The sequence below is a fragment of the Yoonia maritima genome, from assembly GCF_043641945.1.
GTDB lineage: Bacteria > Pseudomonadota > Alphaproteobacteria > Rhodobacterales > Rhodobacteraceae > Yoonia > Yoonia maritima_B.
Genome location: NZ_JBHZRX010000004.1, coordinates 48,687 through 68,189 on the forward strand (window position 1 = coordinate 48,687; position 19,503 = coordinate 68,189).

Genomic DNA, 19,503 nt, shown 5'->3' on the forward strand with positions numbered 1-19,503 from the left:
CGCTATGGCAAAACTGTACTTTAATTACTCTACGATGAACGCTGGCAAGTCGACAGTGCTTCTTCAAGCATCTCACAACTATATCGAACGTGGGATGAAAACCTATCTGATGATTGCGCAGCATGATAACCGCGCTGGCGAAGGCCGTGTGGGAAGCCGCATTGGCATCGGCGCCGAGGCAGATACATTCGCCCCTTCAGAAAACCTGTACGACAAAATCAAAGCGCGCCTTGATTCTGGCCCATGCGCTTGCGTCTTTGTGGACGAGGCCCAGTTCCTAGAACCGGAGCAGGTCTGGCAGCTTGCCCGTGCTGTTGACGACCTCCGCGTGCCAATCATGACCTATGGCTTGCGAGTCGATTTCCTGGGAGAGCTGTTTCCCGGTTCCGCCGCACTTTTGGCATTAGCCGATGAAATGCGTGAAGTCCGCACAATTTGTCACTGCGGAAAAAAGGCAACGATGGTTGTCCGCAAAGACGAAAATGGGCAAGTTTCACGATCGGGCGACCAGATCGTCATTGGCGGTAATGATCGTTATGTGTCGCTGTGCCGTCGCCACTGGCGTGAAGAAATGGGCGACACTGCGCAGCCCTAATAAAAACTTTGCGGGTCGATATCGATTGTGAGCCGTAGGTTATTTGGCAATCGAAACTGCCCCGCCCACTGCGCCAACGCCTGTTGTAGTGGCGCAGTTTTTTCAGCCTTCACCAATAGCCGCACCCGGTGCCGTCCACGGACCCGCGCAATCGGCGCTGGAGCGGGTCCAAAAACCTGCGCCCCAATCCGCCGCAAGGGCTCATCCCGACGCGCCATTTCAGCTCCAAGATCGAAAACCTCTTGGACATTCGGACTACTCAGAACGATGCCAGCCATACGGCCATAGGGCGGAACACCCGCGGCTTTTCGCTCTGCCGCCTCAGCAGCCCAGAACGCCTCTTCGTCGCCAGCCAGAATCGAACGGATCACCGCATGTTCAGGTTGGTAGGTTTGCAGCATCGCCTCGCCCGGGGCCTCTGCCCGACCTGCCCGCCCTGCAACCTGTCGCATCAACTGGAACGTCCGCTCCGCCGCGCGCAAATCCGACCCTTGCAGGCCAAGATCCGCGTCAATAACCCCAACAAGCGTCAGCTTGGGAAAGTTGTGCCCTTTTGCAACCAGCTGTGTCCCGATGATAATATCGGTCCCACCTTGCGCAATTTCTTCGATATGTGCCTTCATCGCGCGGGCAGAGCCATACAGATCGGACGAAAGCACCGCGATCCGCGCATCAGGGAACAGTTCGACCACTTCTTCGCCCATACGTTCAACCCCAGGACCAACCGCGCTTAGACGATCCTCGGCCTCGCAATGGGGGCAAACGGTGGGCATCGGTTTGGTTTCGCCGCATTGGTGGCACATCAAACGCTTGAGGAAACGGTGTTCAACCATACGTGCGTCGCATTGATCACATGCAATCTGATGACCACAAGCACGACAAATCGTGACCGGCGCGTAACCACGGCGGTTCAAAAACACGAGCGACTGCTCGCCCTTTTCCAATCGCTGCGCAATGGCACCGCGCAACGTCGGCGAAACCCATTTGCCACCGGGTAGATCTTCGGCACGCATATCGATCGCAGACATTTTCGGCAAAACAGACGCCCCGAAACGCGATTTCAGCTCAAGGCGCTGATATTTCCCCGTCTCAACATTAGCCCAGCTTTCAAGGCTAGGCGTGGCCGACGCCAAAACCACCTGCGCACCATTAATCGCTGCCCGCAGAACTGTCATATCGCGGGCGTTATACAGCACGCCATCTTCTTGTTTGTAGGATGTGTCATGTTCTTCATCGACGACCACCAGCCCAAGGTTCTGAAACGGCAAAAACAACGCCGAACGGGCACCGACGACCATCTGCGCGTCACCCTGCCCAACCATGCGCCAACAACGGCGGCGTTCGGTCATCGTCACACCCGAATGCCATTCCGCGGGCTTCATCCCGAACCGCGCTTCGACCCTGCTAATGAATTCACCAGACAGGGCGATCTCTGGCAGCAAAACCAGTGCCTGCCTGCCCATCCGCAGACATTCAGCAACAGCTTCGAGGTAAACCTCGGTCTTACCAGACCCGGTCACCCCCTTCAGCAAAGTCGTCCCGTATTTGTCGCTGCGCAACGCGTCACGCAATGCGTCAGCACCTGCCGCCTGATCGGCGCTTAATTCTTTGCCACCGTAATCTGGGTCCAGCTTCGGATAGGGCGTATCGCGCGGGGCTTCTTCCTCGCGGACGGCACCGTGCTTGACCAAGCCCTTAACGACTGAAGTCCCAACACCCGCCATTTCTGCCAACTCGCCAAGAGTAAACGATAGCCCACCGTAGTCACGCAGCACCGCCAGCACCTTTTCACGCGCATCGGTCATGCGATCAGGCACACGGTCGGCAAGGCGATAGACCTTGCGCATCGACTGCGCATCACCAAGACCGGGCGCACGGGTGGCCAAACGCAACATCGCATGCAACGGGGTCAACGTGTAATCAGCAGCACGCGTTAGAAACACCCGCATTTCATCACGCATCGGGGCGACATCCAGCACACGGATAACTGACCGAATTTTACTACGATCGTAATCACCCTTACCCGGGCCCCAAACAACGCCTAACACTTTGCGCGGGCCCAAAGGCACCTCAACAAAGGCCCCCAAGTGACATCCACCTTCAGGGGCTTTATAATCCAATAAGCGATCAAGCGGTTGTGCGGTCAAAACCCCAACCAAATCGCCCTCGTGGAAATAGCTATCTGTCATATCAGCCTTTTGCGGGTTCACGCTGTGCCTGACATCAGGTAAACGCTGACACAACAAACACCAACCCATACTCGGAGTGAAGACATGAAGTTTTTCGTAGATACCGCTGAGATCGACCAGATCAAAGAGCTCAACGACCTGGGGATGGTCGATGGTGTCACAACCAACCCATCGCTGATCGCTAAATCTGGCCGTGACATTTTGGAAGTCACCAAAGAAATCTGTGACATGGTCGATGGCCCAGTTTCTGCCGAAGTCGTCGCTCTTGACGCCGAAGGCATGCTGGCCGAAGGCCGCAAACTGGCCAAAATCGCCAAAAACATCGCTGTAAAAGTTCCACTGACATGGGCCGGCCTGCAGACATGTAAAGCGCTGTCCGACGAAGGCACCATGGTCAACGTGACCCTGTGCTTCTCAGCGAACCAAGCACTGTTGGCCGCCAAAGCAGGCGCGACATTCATTAGCCCATTCATCGGTCGTTTGGATGACATCAACATTGACGGTCTGGAACTGATCGAAGACATCCGCACCATCTATGACAACTACGGCTTCGACACACAGATCCTTGCCGCGTCGATCCGCTCTGCCAACCACATGTCAGAATGCGCAAAAATAGGTGCCGACGTTGCGACCGCACCACCCGCAGTGATCAAAGCTATGGCCAACCACGTGCTGACCGACAAAGGTCTGGCTGGCTTCATGGCTGACATCGAAAAAGCAGGTATCAAAATCCTGTAAGCGACGATTGCCGCCAAGTTGCCCGTGGGTGACTTGGCGGCAATCATATCGAAATTTGAATAACTGCGGCATGTCTAACAGGTGCCAACACGTTCCGAGTTTTGTATTCCATTGTCTGCTTGACGTTACAAAGGCCGCAATGACCCATGGATGAGTACTACTTCGACGATAAGATCTACATAGACTGGTCTACATGGTCACCTGCCTGCGATAAGCGTGTGGCATTGGTTTCCAACCAGCTAAGAATTGAAGTAGGTTCAAATCATGTGCTATTTCCATTCCTTAGAAATCTACATTTTATTGCGCAAGATGACGCATCGGACAGCATACTCGTTTCTAACCCGACCGACCCCGAAACAGCATTTTTTGTACACCCGACATTTTCGAAGAGAACCGAGAGCAATAGCGCGTTTCCCTCGACACATATCATTCCTGCTGATTGCATACCAAAGCACCTTCGCTAGAGCGGACCTTCGCTGAAGGTTCAACGAGGACATAGTAGAGCGCTCATGCGCACTTCAAGTCGCGCTCCGGAAAGCCACCGCTCAGTAGTCTTCTTAGCAGTAAACTGCGCCCCAAAAGTCACCCTGCATCATCGCGCAAAAATAGTTGCAGAACCCCATGCCGCAGTCTGCTACACTTTCGTCAAAACAAAAGAGCAGGCTTATGAGTAAACCCGAGATGGACGAAAAAACCCGCGAGCAGATCATCGCTAACCCGAACCTTTTGCTAGAGGATCACGACGTCATGCGCGCTCTTGTGGGGGGCGATGATGATAACAAAGGCGGGAATATCGTTGACCTGCGCGGCATCGCGATGGAACGGCTAGAGGCGCGTTTTGATCGCCTTGAAGACACCCATCGCAACGTCATCGCCGCCGCCTATGACAATCTGGCTGGCACCAATCAGGTGCACCGCGCGATCCTACGCATGATGGACGCCGATACGTTCACTGCGTTTCTTGACGATTTAACGGGCGATGTCGCCAATACCTTGCGCGTCGATGCAATCCGGTTGGTTCTGGAAAGCGCTGAACCCGAGGCTGACAATGACATGGGCCCTGCCGTCGCCGTGGTCCCCGAAGGATTCATTGACGATTACATCACCCTTGGTCGTAACATGCCCGTCCGTCAGATCACCCTGCGCAAATTCGATAACGCAGGCGCCAGCCTGTACGGCGAACGCGCCGGCTATATCCAGTCCGAAGCTTGTCTGAAGCTTGATCTTGGCGAAGGCAACCGCCCCGGTATGCTGATCATGGGGTCCGAAGACCCGCAGCAATTCACAGCGCAGCAAGGCACCGATTTGCTCACGTTCTTTACAGGCGTTTTTGAACGGGTCATGCGCCGCTGGCTGGGATAAGCCGATGATTTCGCCAGCACTCACCGATGTTTTGGGCAAATGGCTGGATCACCAGCGCGCCTTGTCAGGTGCTGCAGACAACACGCTAAAGGCCTATCAAACCGACGTATTGGGTTTTTTGTCATTCATGACCCAACATCATGGCGGCGCGCAGGGGTTAGCCCCAATCGCAAAGATTGGCGTGCGCGACATGCGGTCTTGGATGGCACATGAACGCGGTCGCGGTGTTGGTGCGCGGTCGCTTGCGCGGTCATTGTCTGCGGTAAAATCTTTCTATCGTTGGCTGGCTGAACGCGAAGGCTTTGAACCTACCGCCGTCCTGTCGACACGGTCGCCAAAGTTTCAGAAAAAGCTCCCTCGGCCATTGGCCGAAGACGCGGCCACGGCGATGATCGAAACAGTCGAACTGCAAGCCCGCGAGCCATGGGTTGCCGCCCGCGACAGTGCGGTCGTTACGCTGTTATACGGATGTGGCCTGCGGATTTCAGAGGCATTGGGCCTAAAGGGTGCCGATGCCCCCCTGCCCGCCGTGCTGCGGATCACCGGTAAGGGCGACAAAGAACGGATCGTGCCAGTGATAGACGCAGCACGTGACGCTGTGGATGCCTATCTACGCATGTGCCCCTACCCCAAAGAACCGGGCGAGCCGCTGTTCAGGGCGGTCCGCGGCGGCCCGCTTTCCCCGCGTGTGATCCAGAAGGTCATGGCGCAAACGCGCATGCAGCTAGGCCTGCCCGCGACGGCGACCCCACATGCGATGCGACATTCCTTTGCGACCCATCTGCTTGCCGCGGGCGGCGACCTACGTGCGATCCAAGAACTGCTTGGGCATGCATCACTATCGACAACCCAAGCCTATACAGCCGTTGACGCCGCAAGATTGATGGAGGTCTACGACAAGGCGCACCCAAAGGCATGACTAACCGATTGCCCCCTGCCGTTTTTTCCCTCATGAAGTCTTCATGACACTACGTTCCAAAGCCCTCGCCGTTCATCTGCTTACCGCTACCGGTGCTGTTTTCGCCATGCTAGCGATGCTTGCTGCAGTTGATGAGCAGTGGAACATGATGTTCCTATGGTTGGTTGTTGCGTTCTTCGTCGACGGAATCGATGGGCCGCTTGCTCGGCGCTATGACGTCAAAACAAATGCGCCGATTTTCGATGGCGTGCTGCTGGACCTAATCATCGACTACCTGACCTATGTCTTTGTGCCCGCCTATGCCCTGTTCAAATCAGGGCTATTGCCCGGTTGGACTGGATGGTTCGCGATCATCATCATTACATTCACATCGGCGATGTACTTTGCAGACACGCGGATGAAGACCAAAGATAATTCCTTTTCCGGTTTTCCGGGCTGTTGGAACATGCTGGTGCTTGTGATCTTCGCGCTCGCGCCCAATTTTTGGGTTTCGCTGTTCTTGGTTGCCAGCCTCGCCGTTGCGATGTTCTTACCACTGAAATTTGTACACCCTGTCCGGACAGAGCGTTGGCGGGGGGTAACGTTGCCCATGGCGCTAGCTTGGACATTCTTTGCTGGCTGGGCCGCTTGGGTCAATTTCCATCCCGAAAGCCTGGCGCATTGGGGGCTGGTCATTACCTCGATCTATCTGCTTCTGGCGGGTGTCGCGCAGCAAATCATTCCTGAAAAAACGACCGCTTAAATCAGCAACCCTGCAGCGCCTTCTAAACGTAGCAAGGCGACCTTTGCCTCGACCCCGCCTTCACCGGAATACCCGCCTAACCCGCTTGCGCCTAATACCCTGTGACATGGGATCAAGATTGCGATGGGGTTCGCACCGCAGGCTTGCCCAATGGCTTGGGCAGAGACACCTAGTAATTTGGCTAAGTCTCCGTAGGTGCGGGTTTCACCATAAGGAATCGCGCAAAGCGCGCCGTAGAAATCTGATTGGAATGCGGTGGCGCGTGGTGCGAGCGGCACGGTGAACTCCGTTAGGCTACCGTCAAAATATGCTGTCATCTCGGCCTGAAGCTGTTCAAACAGTGGCCCGTCAGTCAATGTCCCTGACTGCCCCCAAATCAATCGCGTGATCGCCCCGTCGGTGGCATCTGCACCAAGCGCCCCCACCGGGGATGAATTACATATTAATCCTGTCATCATACAAATCCTACGCCAGTTAATCGCACCACGCAAAGGACGATGTGCACCTTGGATTGCTGTTCCCGCGACACTAGGTACACAGCTAAGGAGCCCAAGATGCAGCATTTTTCACTTCTCGATCTTTCCCCCATCCCCGAAGGCAAAACCGCAGCCGACGCGCTTGCGAATACGGTGGACCTTGCCCGCGCTGCCGAAACGCAGGGTTATCACCGATTTTGGCTGGCAGAGCACCACAACATGCCCGGAATTGCGTCAGCAGCGACTTCCGTCGTGATCGGTCATGTGGCAGCGGCGACCAAGACCATGCGCATCGGTGCTGGTGGTATCATGCTGCCGAACCACGCACCGCTGATGGTCGCAGAACAATTCGGCACGCTTGCAACGCTTTACCCGGATCGTATCGATTTGGGCCTAGGGCGTGCGCCCGGTACTGACATGCAGACGGCCCGCGCTTTGCGCAGGCACATGGCGCCCGAAGACAGCTTTCCACAAGATGTGCAGGAACTGATCGCCTATCTTGGGGATGATCCGACGCCTGTCCAGGCGATCCCAGGCGCAGGAACTAACGTGCCGGTTTGGATTTTGGGTTCAAGCCTTTACGGTGCTCAACTAGCTGCACATTTGGGGCTACCCTATGCATTTGCATCGCACTTTGCCCCCACAATGCTGGAACAGGCAATTGAGGTTTATCGCGGCACATTCCGCCCATCAGAGTGGCTGGCAAAGCCATACGTCATGATGGCGGCGGGCGTGTGCGCCGCAGACACCGATGAACGGGCGGCATATCTGCGCACGTCGCAACAGTTGGCCTTTGCCCGATTGCGTATGGGCAAGCCCGGCAAACTGCCACTTCCGGTGAATGACATTGCGACCGAAGTGCCTGCCCAAGTCCTCACGCAGGTCAATGCAGCGCTTGGGTGTTCTGCAACCGGGTCAGCGCAGACAATCAAAACCCAACTGCAAAGCCTGTTGGATAGCTTTCAACCAGACGAGCTGATTGTGACGGGTATGATCCACGAACACAGCGAACGACTGCGTTCATTTGAAATCGCAGCAGAGGTTTTACGCGATCTGTAGGCCGCTTAACGAAAAATCCCCGCCCTCTATGGGGCGGGGATCAAAGTCTTAGCTTAATGCTGCGTCACAACGTCCGCACACACCTTCGTGTTTGTGCGTGCCAACGTCGGGCAGGATTTTCCAGCAGCGCTGACATTTGTCGCCCTCTGCACGGGCAAAGACGACGGCAACATCTGCAACTTCATCCAATGCAAACGCATCCGCTGGCGCTGCGTCTGTCGACACGTTGATGCCAGAGGTAATGCACAGATCGTCAAAGCTAACTGTCTCAAGCACTTTGGCGACGTCGGCAGTTACAAACACAGTTGGCGCGGCTTCAAGAGAAGCGCCGATAACCTTGTTTGTACGCTCCACCTCAAGCGCGCCAGTAACCACGCGGCGTACCTGACGCACAACAGCCCATTTCGCGGCCAATGCGTCGTCGCGCCATGCGGCTGGTGTTTCGGCAAAGTCTTCGAGGTGGATCGAGCTGTCATCACCCGGGAAGCGCTCCAACCAGACCTCTTCCATTGTGAAGGTTAGCATTGGGGCCAACCATTTCGTTAGACGGTGGAACAAGATATCCAGAACCGTACGCGACGCACGGCGTCGTGCTGTATCGCCGTCGCAGTACAGCGCATCCTTGCGGATATCAAAGTAGAACGCGGACAGCTCAAGCGTCGCAAAGGTAAACACCGCTTGGAACACACCTTGGAAGTCGTATTTCGCATAGCCTTCCCGCACCTGTTCATCCAGCTCGGACAAACGGTGTAGCAACCAACGCTCTAGCTCTGGCATATCGGCAGGCTCAACACGGTCAGCTTCGGTAAAGTCCGCAAGAGAACCCAGCATAAAACGTAGCGTGTTACGCAGGCGGCGATAGCTGTCTGCCACACCTTTCAAGATCTCGTCGCCGATGCGGTGATCGTGTTTATAGTCGGTCGTCGCCACCCACAGGCGCAGGATGTCTGCACCGTATTGCTTCACGACTTGTTCCGGCACGATTGTGTTGCCCAAGGATTTGGACATCTTTTCGCCCTTGGCATCCAGCGTAAACGCGTGGGTCACAACCGCACGGTACGGCGCGTGGCCGATCGTGCCGCATGCCTGCAACATCGACGAATGGAACCAACCGCGGTGCTGATCCGTACCCTCAAGGTAAACATCAGCCATGCCGTCTTCGGACCCATCTGGACGGTCACGCAGAACAAACGCGTGGGTCGAACCAGAGTCGAACCAAACATCCAAAATGTCGAAGACTTGATCATAGGCATCATGATCAACGTCATTACCCAAGAACCGCGCCTTAGCACCATCAGCATACCAAGCATCGGCGCCGTCAGCTTCGAACGCTTCAAGCACACGGGCGTTGACCGCCTCATTGCGAAGTAAGAAATCAGGATCAGTAGGCAGCGCACGTTTCTTGGTGAAGCAAGTCAGTGGAACGCCCCACGCACGCTGGCGTGACAGCACCCAATCAGGGCGCGCTTCGATCATCGAATACAGACGATTACGACCCGTCTGCGGAGTCCATGTGACCAGTTCATCGATGGAACGCAGCGCACGTTCACGGATTGTGGTGCCGTATTGGTCTTTGCCATCACCAACGGCCTTATCCACGGCAGCAAACCACTGTGGCGTGTTGCGATAGATTACCGGTGCTTTGGAACGCCAAGAATGCGGATAGCTGTGTTTGATCACACCGCGCGCAAATAGCCCATCAACCTCGGCCAGTTTCGACATGACGGCAGTGTTCGCGTCGCCTTCCCAAGGGTTATTCTTGTTCTTTTTGTTTGGCTTGTCGCGCAGGATTTTCGCACCGCCAAAGAATGGCAGATCAGCACGCAGCGAACCATCTTCCATCACGTTGTAGGTGATTACCTGTTCCAACATGCCAAGATCGCGGTACAGCTCGAATTCGTCCATACCGTGGGACGGTGCGCAGTGCACGAATCCTGTACCTTCATCTTCGGTCACAAAAGGCGCTGCGCGGAAATCGCGGGCATCATCCCACTCGCCCTCACTGCCTTCAGCGCCCGCAAGCGGATGAGACAACGACGTACCAGACATATCGCCAGCGTCGCTCACGCGGGTGAACTGCTCAATACGGGCCTTTGCGAAAACTGCTTCGGCTTGCTTATCGGCAAGGATGTAACGCTCGCCTTTGCGGACCCAGTTATCCTCTGGTGCGTCAGTGACTTCGTAGACGCCGTAAGAAATGGTTTCAGAATAGACGACCGCTTTGTTCGACGGGATGGTCCAAGGCGTCGTCGTCCAGATCACAACGCTTGCGCCTTCTAGCGCTGCGTTATTCGTTTCGCGCACGGGGAACTTCACCCAGATCGCAAAGCTTTCCTTATCTGCGTATTCGACTTCAGCCTCGGCCAATGCGGTTTGTTCAACTGGCGACCACATCACAGGCTTAGAGCCCTGATACAATGTGCCGTTCATCAAGAATTTTTGGAATTCCTCAGCGATGACTTTTTCCGCGTGGAAATTCATCGTCAGATAGGGCTCATCCCAATTGCCAGTGATCCCGAGGCGTTTGAATTCTTCGCGTTGGATATCCACCCAGCCTTGGGCGAACTTGCGACATTCCTGGCGGAAGTCGACAACATCAACGTCGTCTTTATTCTGACCTTTGTTGCGGTACTGTTCTTCGATCTTCCATTCGATAGGAAGCCCGTGACAATCCCACCCCGGGATATAGCGCGCGTCGCGGCCCATCATCTGGTGCGAACGTACTACCATATCCTTCAGGATTTTGTTCAGCGCGTGACCAATGTGGAGGTGACCGTTCGCATACGGCGGGCCATCGTGCAGCGTGAACGGTTTGCGTCCACCTGCCTTTGCACGCAGCTTTTCATATACCCCGATCTGTGCCCAACGGGCCAGCCAATCGGGTTCACGTTTTGGCAATCCAGCCCGCATCGGGAAATCGGTGCGTGGCAGGTTCAATGTGTCTTTATAGTCTGTGGTCTCGGCGCACATGTGGAGCGTCCTCTGAAAATCGGGAATTCATATAGGTAAGGAGCGGTGCGCATACGCCGACACCATTTTCCCGGCTGGTTTGATGCAATCAAACCGCCGGGCAGATAATGCGTATGATCATCATGCTCAACTTCATGAAGCTGCTTATAGGCAGGGTCGCAATGGTGGTAAAGGGTCGTGTTTGCAGACGTCTGTGTCACCTATAAAGTTTCAATTCATTGTGGCACCTTCGAAAACCTGCAACGGTTACACCGTTGGCTCTTAGGGAAATTCTCAATGCCATTAGATGACAAGACGTTTATTTGGGCCGTGAAGTGCCTGAGCGGCGAAATCTCGCGAGACATGAGAATGGTCGTGTTGCAACTAGATGGCCTATCCGCCAAGTTCAGATACTATCTTGACAGCGAACCCAATGATTTCACGCGTGAAAGAGCCGAAATCATAGCGGTAAACTTTGACTCAGGTCTAAGTTATGCCCTCGATCATCTTGATATAGAATTGGTGTATTCGACTGAGCCTTTGGGGCGGCTTGATAATCTTGATGTGGTTCTGTTCCGTAGATGGGAGAACGATGCTAGTGATACGACACCTGATGAATAATTGGATCACCTTGAATTCAGGCGGACAAGCATCTTGTACACATCCCTTGCCAGCCGTGATTTGAGCTGCTACCCACTCCGCCATGACTAACATGATGACGACAACCATGACCAAGATGACCACCGCTCTCGCGGGGGAATGTTTGGTATGGGCGCATCTCAGCTAACCTAACCCAAACAAAAAACCCCGCCGGACTGGACGGGGTTTTGTTTTAGTTAGCCCCGTCTTCCAAAACACTAAAGGAAGACTACACCATGAATGCCCATAATCGCCCCGCCCCCGAAAGCGATGCCCCTGTTGTTGCAATTGTTGGCGCAACAGGCGCTGTTGGCCTTGCGCTGATCCACAGCCTTGAACAACGCAAATTTCCGGTTGGTGAGCTGCGCCTGCTTGCGTCCGCCCGGTCAGCGGGGCGAAGCATGTCGTTTCGCGGGAACAAGGTTCCGGTGCAAGAACTGACAGAAGACAGCTTTGCAGGCGTCGATATCGCGTTCTTTTCAGCCGGTGCTTCGATTTCACGCAAATTCGCGCCACATGCCGTGGACGCGGGCGCACTAGTGATCGACAACTCTTCAGCATTCCGCATGCAAGATGACGTTCCCCTGATTGTCCCAGAGACGAACGGCAAAGAACTGGACGCGGCCCCGCGTATTATCGCAAACCCCAACTGTATCGCGGCGATCCTGACAACCGCGCTTGCCCCGCTGCATGAACGTTGGTCCATCACACGCCTGTCCATGTCAACATATCAGGCGGCATCTGGCGGTGGTGCCGAGATGATGGAAGAACTACGCGAAGGCACCCGCGCGCATCTTAACGGCGAAGAGTTCGAGCCTAAGATTCTTCCCCATTCATATGCATTTAATATCTTTAGTCATAACTCTGATGTGGACCCGGAAACCGGATATAATGGCGAAGAACTCAAGGTTATCGCCGAGACACGCCGTATTCTTGGCCAACCTGCTCTTCCGATTAGCGTGACCTGTATTCGCGTTCCGATCTTGCGTGCGCATGGGATTTCCCTGTCGATCCGCTTTGACGAACATGTAAACACAGACAGTATTCGCAACGCCCTGAACGGCGCACCGGGTATTCGTGTCGTCGATGATCGCGAGGCGAACCATTTCCCAATGCCATCCGAGGCATCGGGCGAACAGGATGTGTTGGTCGGTCGTATCCGCGACGATCTGGGTGACCCATCGGGCCGCACATCAACCATGTTTATTGTAGGCGATCAGTTGCTAAAGGGTGCCGCACAAAACGCTGTGCAAATCGCCGAGGCTTTGCGCGCCAAAGCTGCCGCCTAGCGACAGTAAGAACCGCTTCGATACCGTGCGGTGTCGAAGTGGAAATGATCAAGATGAAATCTGTTTGCTTCGGGGCCAAGCACGGTCCCGAAGGGACCACATGCTGCCCGCCACATCTGACGCAGTTGGCGGCCATCCGCATTGCTGCCCCAGCCAGACAGCACCGTAATTTCGCTGCCGTCTTGTAGACCAATGCCTGCGATATCGATCGCGCGCCCGTTTGCATGTTCCGATAGCCGACCATTCGCGGCATTATTCCGGTTGCGACACGCATAATGCGAAACGACGCGCAGGCTAGCAATACCGCCACCTTCGTTGCCCACTGAGGGGATTGCACCGCGATTAATCCAGCGTTTCAATGCTGCGGCCGTGCGACAATCCATTGTCGCGGCAGGACGCAAGGCGACGCCGGCAACCGACCGGACCCTTACCGCGTTGGAAACGCCGCAGGCACCCGGCCCTTCGACCCGCCCAAGTGATTGCCCTTGAATCGCGATATCGTTGCAGACCTGACCGCGCAATCGTGCCAGACGGCGTTCCGTGGCGGCCCGTTCAATTGAACCAGGGCGTTTTGCGGGGCGCAACGATCCAAATACGGCGTAGGGGCTGATCGCAAACATCCCGCGCTCTGCACGCGCTTCTGCTTTGGTGTGGGCGCCGTGCGCCATAGCTGGCCGCTCATGTGGTCGCGCAACCGGACGCATGATTGGCGGCGGAACATAGGTACCCCGTGCCACGGGGCGCAATACAGGCGCGTCATCTTGGGCGGCAGCCACGCCAGTCCAAAGGACTAGCACCGCTATCGCCAAGCGCATCACTTTGACTTTACCGCGCTGCGGCCAAAATCCGGCGCATCCGTATCTTGGCCAGCTTCAATAATCGAACGCCGGATTGCCCGTGTGTGCGTAAAGTAATCGAACAGATGATCACCGTCGCCCTGGCGAATAGCCCGCTGAAGCGCGAACAATTCCTCGGTGAAACGACCCAAAATTTCAAGCGTCGCTTCTTTGTTGTTCAAGAACACATCGCGCCACATCGTCGGGTCCGACGCCGCAATACGGGTAAAGTCCCGGAAACCAGCGGCCGAGTATTTGATCACTTCGCTGTCTGTCACGCGGCTAAGATCATCGGCGACACCAACCATCGTATAGGCGATCAGGTGCGGGGTATGGCTGGTCACGGCCAAGACCAGATCATGGTGATCCGGGTCCATCTCATCAACATTGCTGCCTATACCACGCCACAGATCAGCCACGCGATCAACCGCTGCACGATCAGAACCTTCGACAGGCACGATAATACAAAAGCGGTTGTCGAACAGTTCCGCAAACCCCGACCGAGGACCAGAATGCTCCGTCCCTGCCAGCGGGTGTGCAGGAATAAAGTGAACCCCTGCGGGAATATGCGGTGCCACGGCATCAATCACGGTACGCTTCACAGAGCCCACATCACTGACAGTAGCGCCCGGTTTCAATACCGGGCCAATTTCGGCAGCAACGGCGCCCATCGCACCAACAGGCACACACAGCACCACAAGATCGGCGCCTTCTACGGCCTCTGCCGCACTATCGCAGACGCGATCACAAAGCTTAATCTCGCGGGCGATCTCGCGGGTTTCCTCGGACCGTGCGTAGCCAACAATTTCACCAGCGAGTCCAGCGCGGCGCATTGCGTGGCACATAGACGACGCAATGAGTCCCAATCCGATAAGGGCTACTCGACCATAAACTTGGGTCACTTCACGGCCCCCTTAAATTGCGCGACAGCGTGAACTACCCGGCGACATGCGCTTTCGTCGCCAACAGTAATGCGCAAGCAATGCGGCAACTTGTACCCGGCAACCTTGCGCACGATTATTCCAGCCTTACGCAAAGCTTCGTCACATGCGTCTGCCTCTGCCTCATCCGCGAAACGGGCCAGAACAAAGTTAGCTGTTGAAGTATCAGATGGGACCCCTAGTTCAGCAAGAGCTGTCGCCATCCATTCACGCATACGCGCGTTATCGACGCGGCATTTTTCTGTATAGTCGGTGTCCCGTACTGCGGCCTCTGCCGCCGCAAGCGCCGCAGACGACATGTTAAATGGTCCACGAATGCGGTTCATCACCTCAATGATTTCACGTGGGCCGTATCCCCAGCCAACACGCATTCCGCCAAGACCGTAAATCTTGGAAAAGGTGCGCGTCATCACAACGTTGTTGCGTGCCTCGACCAAAGCAAGGCCAGCATCGTACGCTTCAATATATTCAGCATAGGCACCATCAAGCACCAAAATCGCCTGCGAAGGCAGCCCTTCGGCAAGGCGTGCCAATTCAGACTGACCAATCATCGTGCCCGTCGGGTTATTCGGGTTCGCGATAAAGACCAATTTGGTCCGTTCGTTACAGGCCTCTAAGATCGCATCGACGTCAGTCACGCGTTCCCGTTCTCGCACCTCAACTGGGGTACCGCCAGCGGCCAGCGTCGCAATTCGGTAGATCGCAAAACCGTGTTCAGTGTGGATCACCTCGTCGCCGGGGCCAACATAGCATTGGCACATAAAGTGCAGAATTTCGTCCGATCCGACACCACAGATGACGCGATCAGGGTCTACGCCCCAGACATCGCCAATGGCGGTCCGTAGACCAACGTGATCGGTGGATGGATAACGGTGCAACTGGTGGACGGCCCGCGAAAACGCCTCTTTGGCCGCATCGCTGGGGCCAAGTGGGTTTTCGTTTGATGAAAGCTTTAGAACATTACTTACGCCATCAAGATGCGAAACGCCGCCCTCATAAAGAGCGATGTCCATAATGCCCGGTTGCGGTTTAATACCGTCAGCCATTTTACCCTATCCTTGTCATGTCGCTCGTTTCTAGCGTCATGATCACGGCCTGACCAGAGACAAGGCACGCCATCACGTACAACCCAGAAATAATGTCAGCCCAAGTGACCCGAAAAGTGCGATTTAACCTAAGTAGCCAGAACATTCCGGAACTGCCAAGGATCGCTTTCGTCGATGTCCTCTGGGAAATGCTCCCAACGATCTTGCAGTGGCGTCCAATCGGTATAATGGGCCTCGACCGGGCCAAGATAAGGGCGTTGCACTTCGAGACAGCGCGCATGATCCATCTCATCCGTTTCCACGATGCCTGCGTTCGGGTTTTCAAGCGCCCAAACCATCCCAGCAAGAACAGCAGAGGTCACCTGAAGGCCCGTCGCGTTCTGATATGGCGCGAGCGTTTTGGTTTCTTCGTTTGACAAGCGGGATCCAAACCAAAGCGCGTTCTTTTCATGGCCATACAGCAACACGCCTAGCTCATCGATACCCGTGACAATCTCGTCCACATCAAGAATTTCGTGAACCCTTTGCTGTCTGCCTGCGCCAAACATTTCGTGAAGTGAAAGAACCGCGTCATCGCATGGGTGATAAGCGTAGTGACAGGTTGGGCGAAATTCAGGATCGGCCTTATCGCCGACCGTAAAATAATCAGAAATACTGATCGCCTCGTTGTGCGTCACCAAATAACCAAACTGTGGGCCGGGTGTTGGGCACCATGTGTGGACGCGCGTGATCGCGCCGGGACGTTCAAACCAAATCCCCGCCTGACAGCCTGTGTCGTAGGTGCGTGCAGTTTCTGGCATCCATTTTTCATGTGTTCCCCAGCCAAGCTCGGCTGGTTGGAAACCTTCGGCGATGAAACCTTCGACAGACCAAGTGTTCACAAACACATCGCGTGGACGCGGCTCTGCACGGGCTTGCGTGTCACGTTCAGCAATATGGACACCTTTGACCCCAAGCGACTGCATCAAGGCACCCCAAGCAGCACGGTCGGTCGGCACCGGATCATCACGGCCAAGGTCGCGCGTCAGGGTCATCAACCCTTCTTTAACAAACCAGCTGACCATGCCGGGGTTTGCGCCACAGCAGCTAACGGCGGTCGTGCCGCCGGGGTTTGCCGCCTTTTCATCGCGCACCTTTTGACGCAACGCATAGTTTGTACGATCTGCGTTATCGCTGGTCTCAAAGTAAAAACCCGCCCAAGGCTCGACGACCGTATCGATATACAAGACGCCGATCTCGCGGCAGAGCTTCATCAAATCAAGCGAAGACGTATCTACTGACAGGTTCACGCAAAAACCGCGCCCCTCTGGGAATAATCCGGTCAGGACCTCGCGGTAATTTTCGGGAGTCAAGGCAAGCTGATGATGGGTAATCCCCTGATCGGCCAGAAATTCGGCACTGGCAGGATTGGGATCAATTACGCTGATCTTGTCTTCGTCATAGTCGAAATGACGCTGAATCAAGGGCAATGTACCCTTCCCGATCGAGCCGAAGCCGATCATCACAATGTGCCCGTCGATACGACCGTAGGTAGGGTGCGATGTCATCAGTAGCGCCTTTAAAAATTGATGGTTGCGCGCCCTGATATTTTATCTCGAAAGGGATGGGAATGGATAATCTTACGCCCTATCCAGAACCTCCACACCTAATATCGTCGGCAGATGCCGCGCTATTTCGTCCCATGTCTCGCCCTCGTCTAGGCTTGCGAAAACAGAGCCGCTGTTTGTGCCGAAATAGATCCCTGCATTTTCACGCGCATCACCAGCCATTGCTTGGCGAAGAACAGTGAAATAGCAGCCCTTTTGCGGCAGGCCTTTGCGCATCGCCTGCCAGCTTTCGCCGCCATCGCGCGACCGCCAAACGGCCGCGGCTGCATCCGGTGGAAAGCGCCCAGCACTGTCACCGTTCAACGGCAGCGTCCAAATCGTATCGGGGTCACGCGGATGCACACGAATTGGAAAGCCAAACGTCGAAGGCAGCCCGTCGGTGATGTCATCCCAGCTGCGCCCCCCGTCATCGGAACGCCATACGCCATGATGATTTTGTTGATAAAGGCGATCCCCATCACCGGGTGCGCGCATCATATTATGTACGCAATGACCAATATCACCGTCTTTTGGGGCGGCAGGATGGTCATGATGACCGCAGTTTTGCGTATTCGATAGCCGATTGCGACGTTCCCACGTTTTACCGCCATCTTCGGTGCCAAAAACACCTGCTGCCGAAATGCCCACCCACATTTTGTCCGCGCTCTGCGGATCGACGACAATTGAATGCAAAACAAGCCCAGCGGCACCAGGGTTCCAGCTATCTGCCGAAGGATGGTCGGTCAGCCCCTCGACCTTTTGCCAAGTTTGCCCCATGTCGTGGCTGGCAAGCAAATTGGCGGGCTTAGCACCAGCATAAAGCACGCCATTTGAATAGTTCAGCGACCAGATCGACGCCAGCTCATCCCCAAAGGGCAGTGGCGCATCTGTCCATCCAATCATTTCGGCAAATTCAGAATCGTTCGCGGCCCAGTCATCCATAGTGCCCTTGGACAGTTTTGCCACCGCCCACGTCGCGCCACCATCATCCGAACGCCAGATGCCTGCGCCATGCCATTCGCCTCCGCCGCCAGCCCAAAGCGTACCGGTATCTGGATCGCCGATAACGTGATTAATCGGCCATCCGTCACAGAACGGGCCGCTGACGTCCCGACCCGTTCGGTCAGCTCCGCCCGATAGTAAGAATGCACCCTTCGTCGTCCCAATCAGGACCGTTAACCCCTGAGCAGTCATCGCGCTTTCTCCAATCCTTAACGTGCTCAGCTTAGCACGCCGTGAAATTTCCACCTAGAACTGTTGAAGCACCACCACAAATGCAAAAGGCCGCACCCAATGGCGCGGCCTTTCGTTTTAGATTGCAAGAACTGATTAGTTCTTAGCGTAGAATTCGACGACCAGGTTTGGTTCCATTGTGACAGGGTATGGCACGTCGCCCAGTGTTGGCGTGCGTACGAATGTCGCTGTCATTTTGGAGTGGTCAACGTCCATGTAGTCAGGAACGTCGCGCTCTGGCAGTTGTGAAGCAACCAGAACCAATTCCATTTGCTTGGACTTTTGACGAACTTCGATCACGTCGCCTTCTTTTACGCGGTAAGAAGGAATGTTCACTTTCTTGCCGTTCACAGTCACGTGGCCGTGGTTCACGAACTGACGTGCAGCAAAGACAGTTGGTACGAATTTCGCACGGTAAACAACTGCGTCCAAGCGGCGCTCAAGCAGACCGATCAGGTTTTCACCTGTGTCGCCTTTTACACGCTCGGCTTCGCCGTAGATGCGACGGAACTGTTTCTCGGTCAGGTCGCCATAGTAACCCTTCAGCTTTTGCTTTGCGCGCAGCTGTGTACCGAAGTCGGACAGTTTGCCCTTACGACGCTGACCGTGCTGGCCGGGGCCGTATTCACGACGGTTTACTGGGGACTTAGGACGACCCCAGATGTTTTCGCCCATCCGGCGGTCAATTTTGTACTTGGCAGCGGTACGTTTAGTCATACGCTGATCTCCTTCTTTGTATTACGAAGGGCGTTGTCCTTTTTTCCGGATTTTGCCGGAACGACAGGGTTCCTCTTGCGAGGTCCACCAACACCAATGAATGGGCGGCTTATAGAGCCTGTTCCGGTACTGTCAACGCCAAAGTATCAACGTCTAAATGTGGCACGTAACTGTCCCACGAAAGCAC

Annotated in this window: 17 protein-coding genes; 8 read left to right on the forward strand and 9 right to left on the reverse strand. The window is 55.3% G+C overall.

Annotation, left to right across the window (positions count from 1 at the left end):
* The first annotated feature begins 4 nt into the window (after window positions 1–4).
* Window positions 5–595, forward strand: a complete 591-nt coding sequence (locus tag ACHUEV_RS09825; protein ID WP_394179380.1) for a thymidine kinase — start codon at window positions 5–7, stop codon at window positions 593–595.
* Here the strand turns inward: ACHUEV_RS09825 and ACHUEV_RS09830 are convergent.
* The gene (locus ACHUEV_RS09830) at window positions 592–2,784 is read right to left on the reverse strand and encodes a primosomal protein N' (protein ID WP_394179382.1); all 2,193 of its coding nucleotides are present in this window, start codon (window positions 2,782–2,784) and stop codon (window positions 592–594) included. The two genes, ACHUEV_RS09825 and ACHUEV_RS09830, sit on opposite strands and share 4 nt — an antisense overlap.
* A gap of 84 nt (window positions 2,785–2,868) precedes the next feature.
* Between ACHUEV_RS09830 and fsa the strand changes: the two genes are divergently transcribed.
* The 4 genes from fsa (at window position 2,869) to ACHUEV_RS09850 (ending at window position 6,545) form a co-directional block, all read left to right on the forward strand.
* Window positions 2,869–3,522: a fructose-6-phosphate aldolase gene (gene fsa / locus ACHUEV_RS09835; protein WP_106354803.1), complete on the forward strand. Its 654-nt coding sequence runs from the start codon at window positions 2,869–2,871 to the stop codon at window positions 3,520–3,522.
* 666 nt (window positions 3,523–4,188) lie between these two features.
* Window positions 4,189–4,884: a DUF484 family protein gene (locus tag ACHUEV_RS09840; protein WP_106354801.1), complete on the forward strand. Its 696-nt coding sequence runs from the start codon at window positions 4,189–4,191 to the stop codon at window positions 4,882–4,884.
* Window positions 4,885–4,888: 4 nt separating this feature from the next.
* Window positions 4,889–5,803, forward strand: coding sequence for a tyrosine recombinase XerC (locus ACHUEV_RS09845; RefSeq protein ID WP_394179385.1), 915 nt, complete (start codon window positions 4,889–4,891; stop codon window positions 5,801–5,803).
* Window positions 5,804–5,846: 43 nt separating this feature from the next.
* Window positions 5,847–6,545 carry a CDP-alcohol phosphatidyltransferase family protein gene (locus tag ACHUEV_RS09850; RefSeq protein ID WP_394179387.1) on the forward strand — a complete coding sequence of 233 codons (699 nt, stop codon included), beginning with the start codon at window positions 5,847–5,849 and terminating at the stop codon, window positions 6,543–6,545.
* Here the strand turns inward: ACHUEV_RS09850 and ACHUEV_RS09855 are convergent.
* On the reverse strand, window positions 6,542–7,000 hold the full coding sequence (locus tag ACHUEV_RS09855) for a methylated-DNA--[protein]-cysteine S-methyltransferase (RefSeq protein WP_394179389.1): 459 nt from the start codon (window positions 6,998–7,000) through the stop codon (window positions 6,542–6,544). The two genes, ACHUEV_RS09850 and ACHUEV_RS09855, sit on opposite strands and share 4 nt — an antisense overlap.
* 99 nt (window positions 7,001–7,099) lie before the next feature.
* On the opposite strand from ACHUEV_RS09855, the gene ACHUEV_RS09860 reads away from it, so the two are divergent.
* Window positions 7,100–8,080 carry an LLM class flavin-dependent oxidoreductase gene (locus tag ACHUEV_RS09860; RefSeq protein WP_394179391.1) on the forward strand — a complete coding sequence of 327 codons (981 nt, stop codon included), beginning with the start codon at window positions 7,100–7,102 and terminating at the stop codon, window positions 8,078–8,080.
* Between the two features lie 48 nt (window positions 8,081–8,128).
* On the opposite strand, the gene ileS is transcribed toward ACHUEV_RS09860, so the two are convergent.
* The gene (gene ileS, locus ACHUEV_RS09865; protein WP_394179393.1) at window positions 8,129–11,050 is read right to left on the reverse strand and encodes an isoleucine--tRNA ligase; all 2,922 of its coding nucleotides are present in this window, start codon (window positions 11,048–11,050) and stop codon (window positions 8,129–8,131) included.
* Between the two features lie 276 nt (window positions 11,051–11,326).
* On the opposite strand from ileS, the gene ACHUEV_RS09870 reads away from it, so the two are divergent.
* A complete protein-coding gene (locus ACHUEV_RS09870; protein WP_394179395.1) occupies window positions 11,327–11,650 on the forward strand; it encodes a hypothetical protein in 324 nt (107 codons plus the stop codon).
* 254 nt (window positions 11,651–11,904) lie between these two features.
* Window positions 11,905–12,957: an aspartate-semialdehyde dehydrogenase gene (locus tag ACHUEV_RS09875; protein WP_394179397.1), complete on the forward strand. Its 1,053-nt coding sequence runs from the start codon at window positions 11,905–11,907 to the stop codon at window positions 12,955–12,957.
* On the opposite strand, the gene ACHUEV_RS09880 is transcribed toward ACHUEV_RS09875, so the two are convergent.
* From ACHUEV_RS09880 to rpsD, 6 genes are all read right to left on the reverse strand, one after another.
* Window positions 12,954–13,772 (reverse strand): extensin-like domain-containing protein, encoded by an 819-nt coding sequence (locus tag ACHUEV_RS09880; RefSeq protein WP_394179399.1) that lies wholly within the window; start codon window positions 13,770–13,772, stop codon window positions 12,954–12,956. The two genes, ACHUEV_RS09875 and ACHUEV_RS09880, sit on opposite strands and share 4 nt — an antisense overlap.
* Window positions 13,772–14,695 carry a prephenate/arogenate dehydrogenase family protein gene (locus ACHUEV_RS09885; protein WP_394179401.1) on the reverse strand — a complete coding sequence of 308 codons (924 nt, stop codon included), beginning with the start codon at window positions 14,693–14,695 and terminating at the stop codon, window positions 13,772–13,774. The genes ACHUEV_RS09880 and ACHUEV_RS09885 overlap by 1 nt, the downstream gene beginning before the upstream one ends.
* Window positions 14,692–15,780, reverse strand: a complete 1,089-nt coding sequence (gene hisC / locus ACHUEV_RS09890; protein ID WP_394179402.1) for a histidinol-phosphate transaminase — start codon at window positions 15,778–15,780, stop codon at window positions 14,692–14,694. The genes ACHUEV_RS09885 and hisC overlap by 4 nt, the downstream gene beginning before the upstream one ends.
* A gap of 128 nt (window positions 15,781–15,908) precedes the next feature.
* Window positions 15,909–17,327 carry a homospermidine synthase gene (locus ACHUEV_RS09895; protein WP_394179403.1) on the reverse strand — a complete coding sequence of 473 codons (1,419 nt, stop codon included), beginning with the start codon at window positions 17,325–17,327 and terminating at the stop codon, window positions 15,909–15,911.
* A gap of 72 nt (window positions 17,328–17,399) precedes the next feature.
* On the reverse strand, window positions 17,400–18,560 hold the full coding sequence (locus tag ACHUEV_RS09900; protein ID WP_394179404.1) for a beta propeller repeat protein: 1,161 nt from the start codon (window positions 18,558–18,560) through the stop codon (window positions 17,400–17,402).
* 135 nt (window positions 18,561–18,695) lie between these two features.
* Entirely contained in the window at window positions 18,696–19,316 is a 621-nt protein-coding gene (rpsD, locus tag ACHUEV_RS09905) for a 30S ribosomal protein S4 (RefSeq protein WP_106745819.1), read from the reverse strand.
* Between the last annotated feature and the right edge of the window lie 187 nt (window positions 19,317–19,503).

What these genes read in the sequence shown, in the direction of transcription:
- rpsD (WP_106745819.1), bottom strand. Translation starts at nt 19,316, where the DNA reads ATGACTAAACGTACCGCTGCCAAGTACAAAATTGACCGCCGGATGGGC.
- ileS (WP_394179393.1), bottom strand. Translation starts at nt 11,050, where the DNA reads ATGTGCGCCGAGACCACAGACTATAAAGACACATTGAACCTGCCACGC.
- ACHUEV_RS09875 (WP_394179397.1), top strand. Translation starts at nt 11,905, where the DNA reads ATGAATGCCCATAATCGCCCCGCCCCCGAAAGCGATGCCCCTGTTGTT.
- ACHUEV_RS09900 (WP_394179404.1), bottom strand. Translation starts at nt 18,560, where the DNA reads ATGACTGCTCAGGGGTTAACGGTCCTGATTGGGACGACGAAGGGTGCA.
- ACHUEV_RS09850 (WP_394179387.1), top strand. Translation starts at nt 5,847, where the DNA reads ATGACACTACGTTCCAAAGCCCTCGCCGTTCATCTGCTTACCGCTACC.
- hisC (WP_394179402.1), bottom strand. Translation starts at nt 15,780, where the DNA reads ATGGCTGACGGTATTAAACCGCAACCGGGCATTATGGACATCGCTCTT.
- ACHUEV_RS09895 (WP_394179403.1), bottom strand. Translation starts at nt 17,327, where the DNA reads ATGACATCGCACCCTACCTACGGTCGTATCGACGGGCACATTGTGATG.
- fsa (WP_106354803.1), top strand. Translation starts at nt 2,869, where the DNA reads ATGAAGTTTTTCGTAGATACCGCTGAGATCGACCAGATCAAAGAGCTC.
- ACHUEV_RS09840 (WP_106354801.1), top strand. Translation starts at nt 4,189, where the DNA reads ATGAGTAAACCCGAGATGGACGAAAAAACCCGCGAGCAGATCATCGCT.
- ACHUEV_RS09860 (WP_394179391.1), top strand. Translation starts at nt 7,100, where the DNA reads ATGCAGCATTTTTCACTTCTCGATCTTTCCCCCATCCCCGAAGGCAAA.
- ACHUEV_RS09870 (WP_394179395.1), top strand. Translation starts at nt 11,327, where the DNA reads ATGCCATTAGATGACAAGACGTTTATTTGGGCCGTGAAGTGCCTGAGC.
- ACHUEV_RS09880 (WP_394179399.1), bottom strand. Translation starts at nt 13,772, where the DNA reads ATGCGCTTGGCGATAGCGGTGCTAGTCCTTTGGACTGGCGTGGCTGCC.
- ACHUEV_RS09855 (WP_394179389.1), bottom strand. Translation starts at nt 7,000, where the DNA reads ATGACAGGATTAATATGTAATTCATCCCCGGTGGGGGCGCTTGGTGCA.
- ACHUEV_RS09825 (WP_394179380.1), top strand. Translation starts at nt 5, where the DNA reads ATGGCAAAACTGTACTTTAATTACTCTACGATGAACGCTGGCAAGTCG.
- ACHUEV_RS09845 (WP_394179385.1), top strand. Translation starts at nt 4,889, where the DNA reads ATGATTTCGCCAGCACTCACCGATGTTTTGGGCAAATGGCTGGATCAC.
- ACHUEV_RS09830 (WP_394179382.1), bottom strand. Translation starts at nt 2,784, where the DNA reads ATGACAGATAGCTATTTCCACGAGGGCGATTTGGTTGGGGTTTTGACC.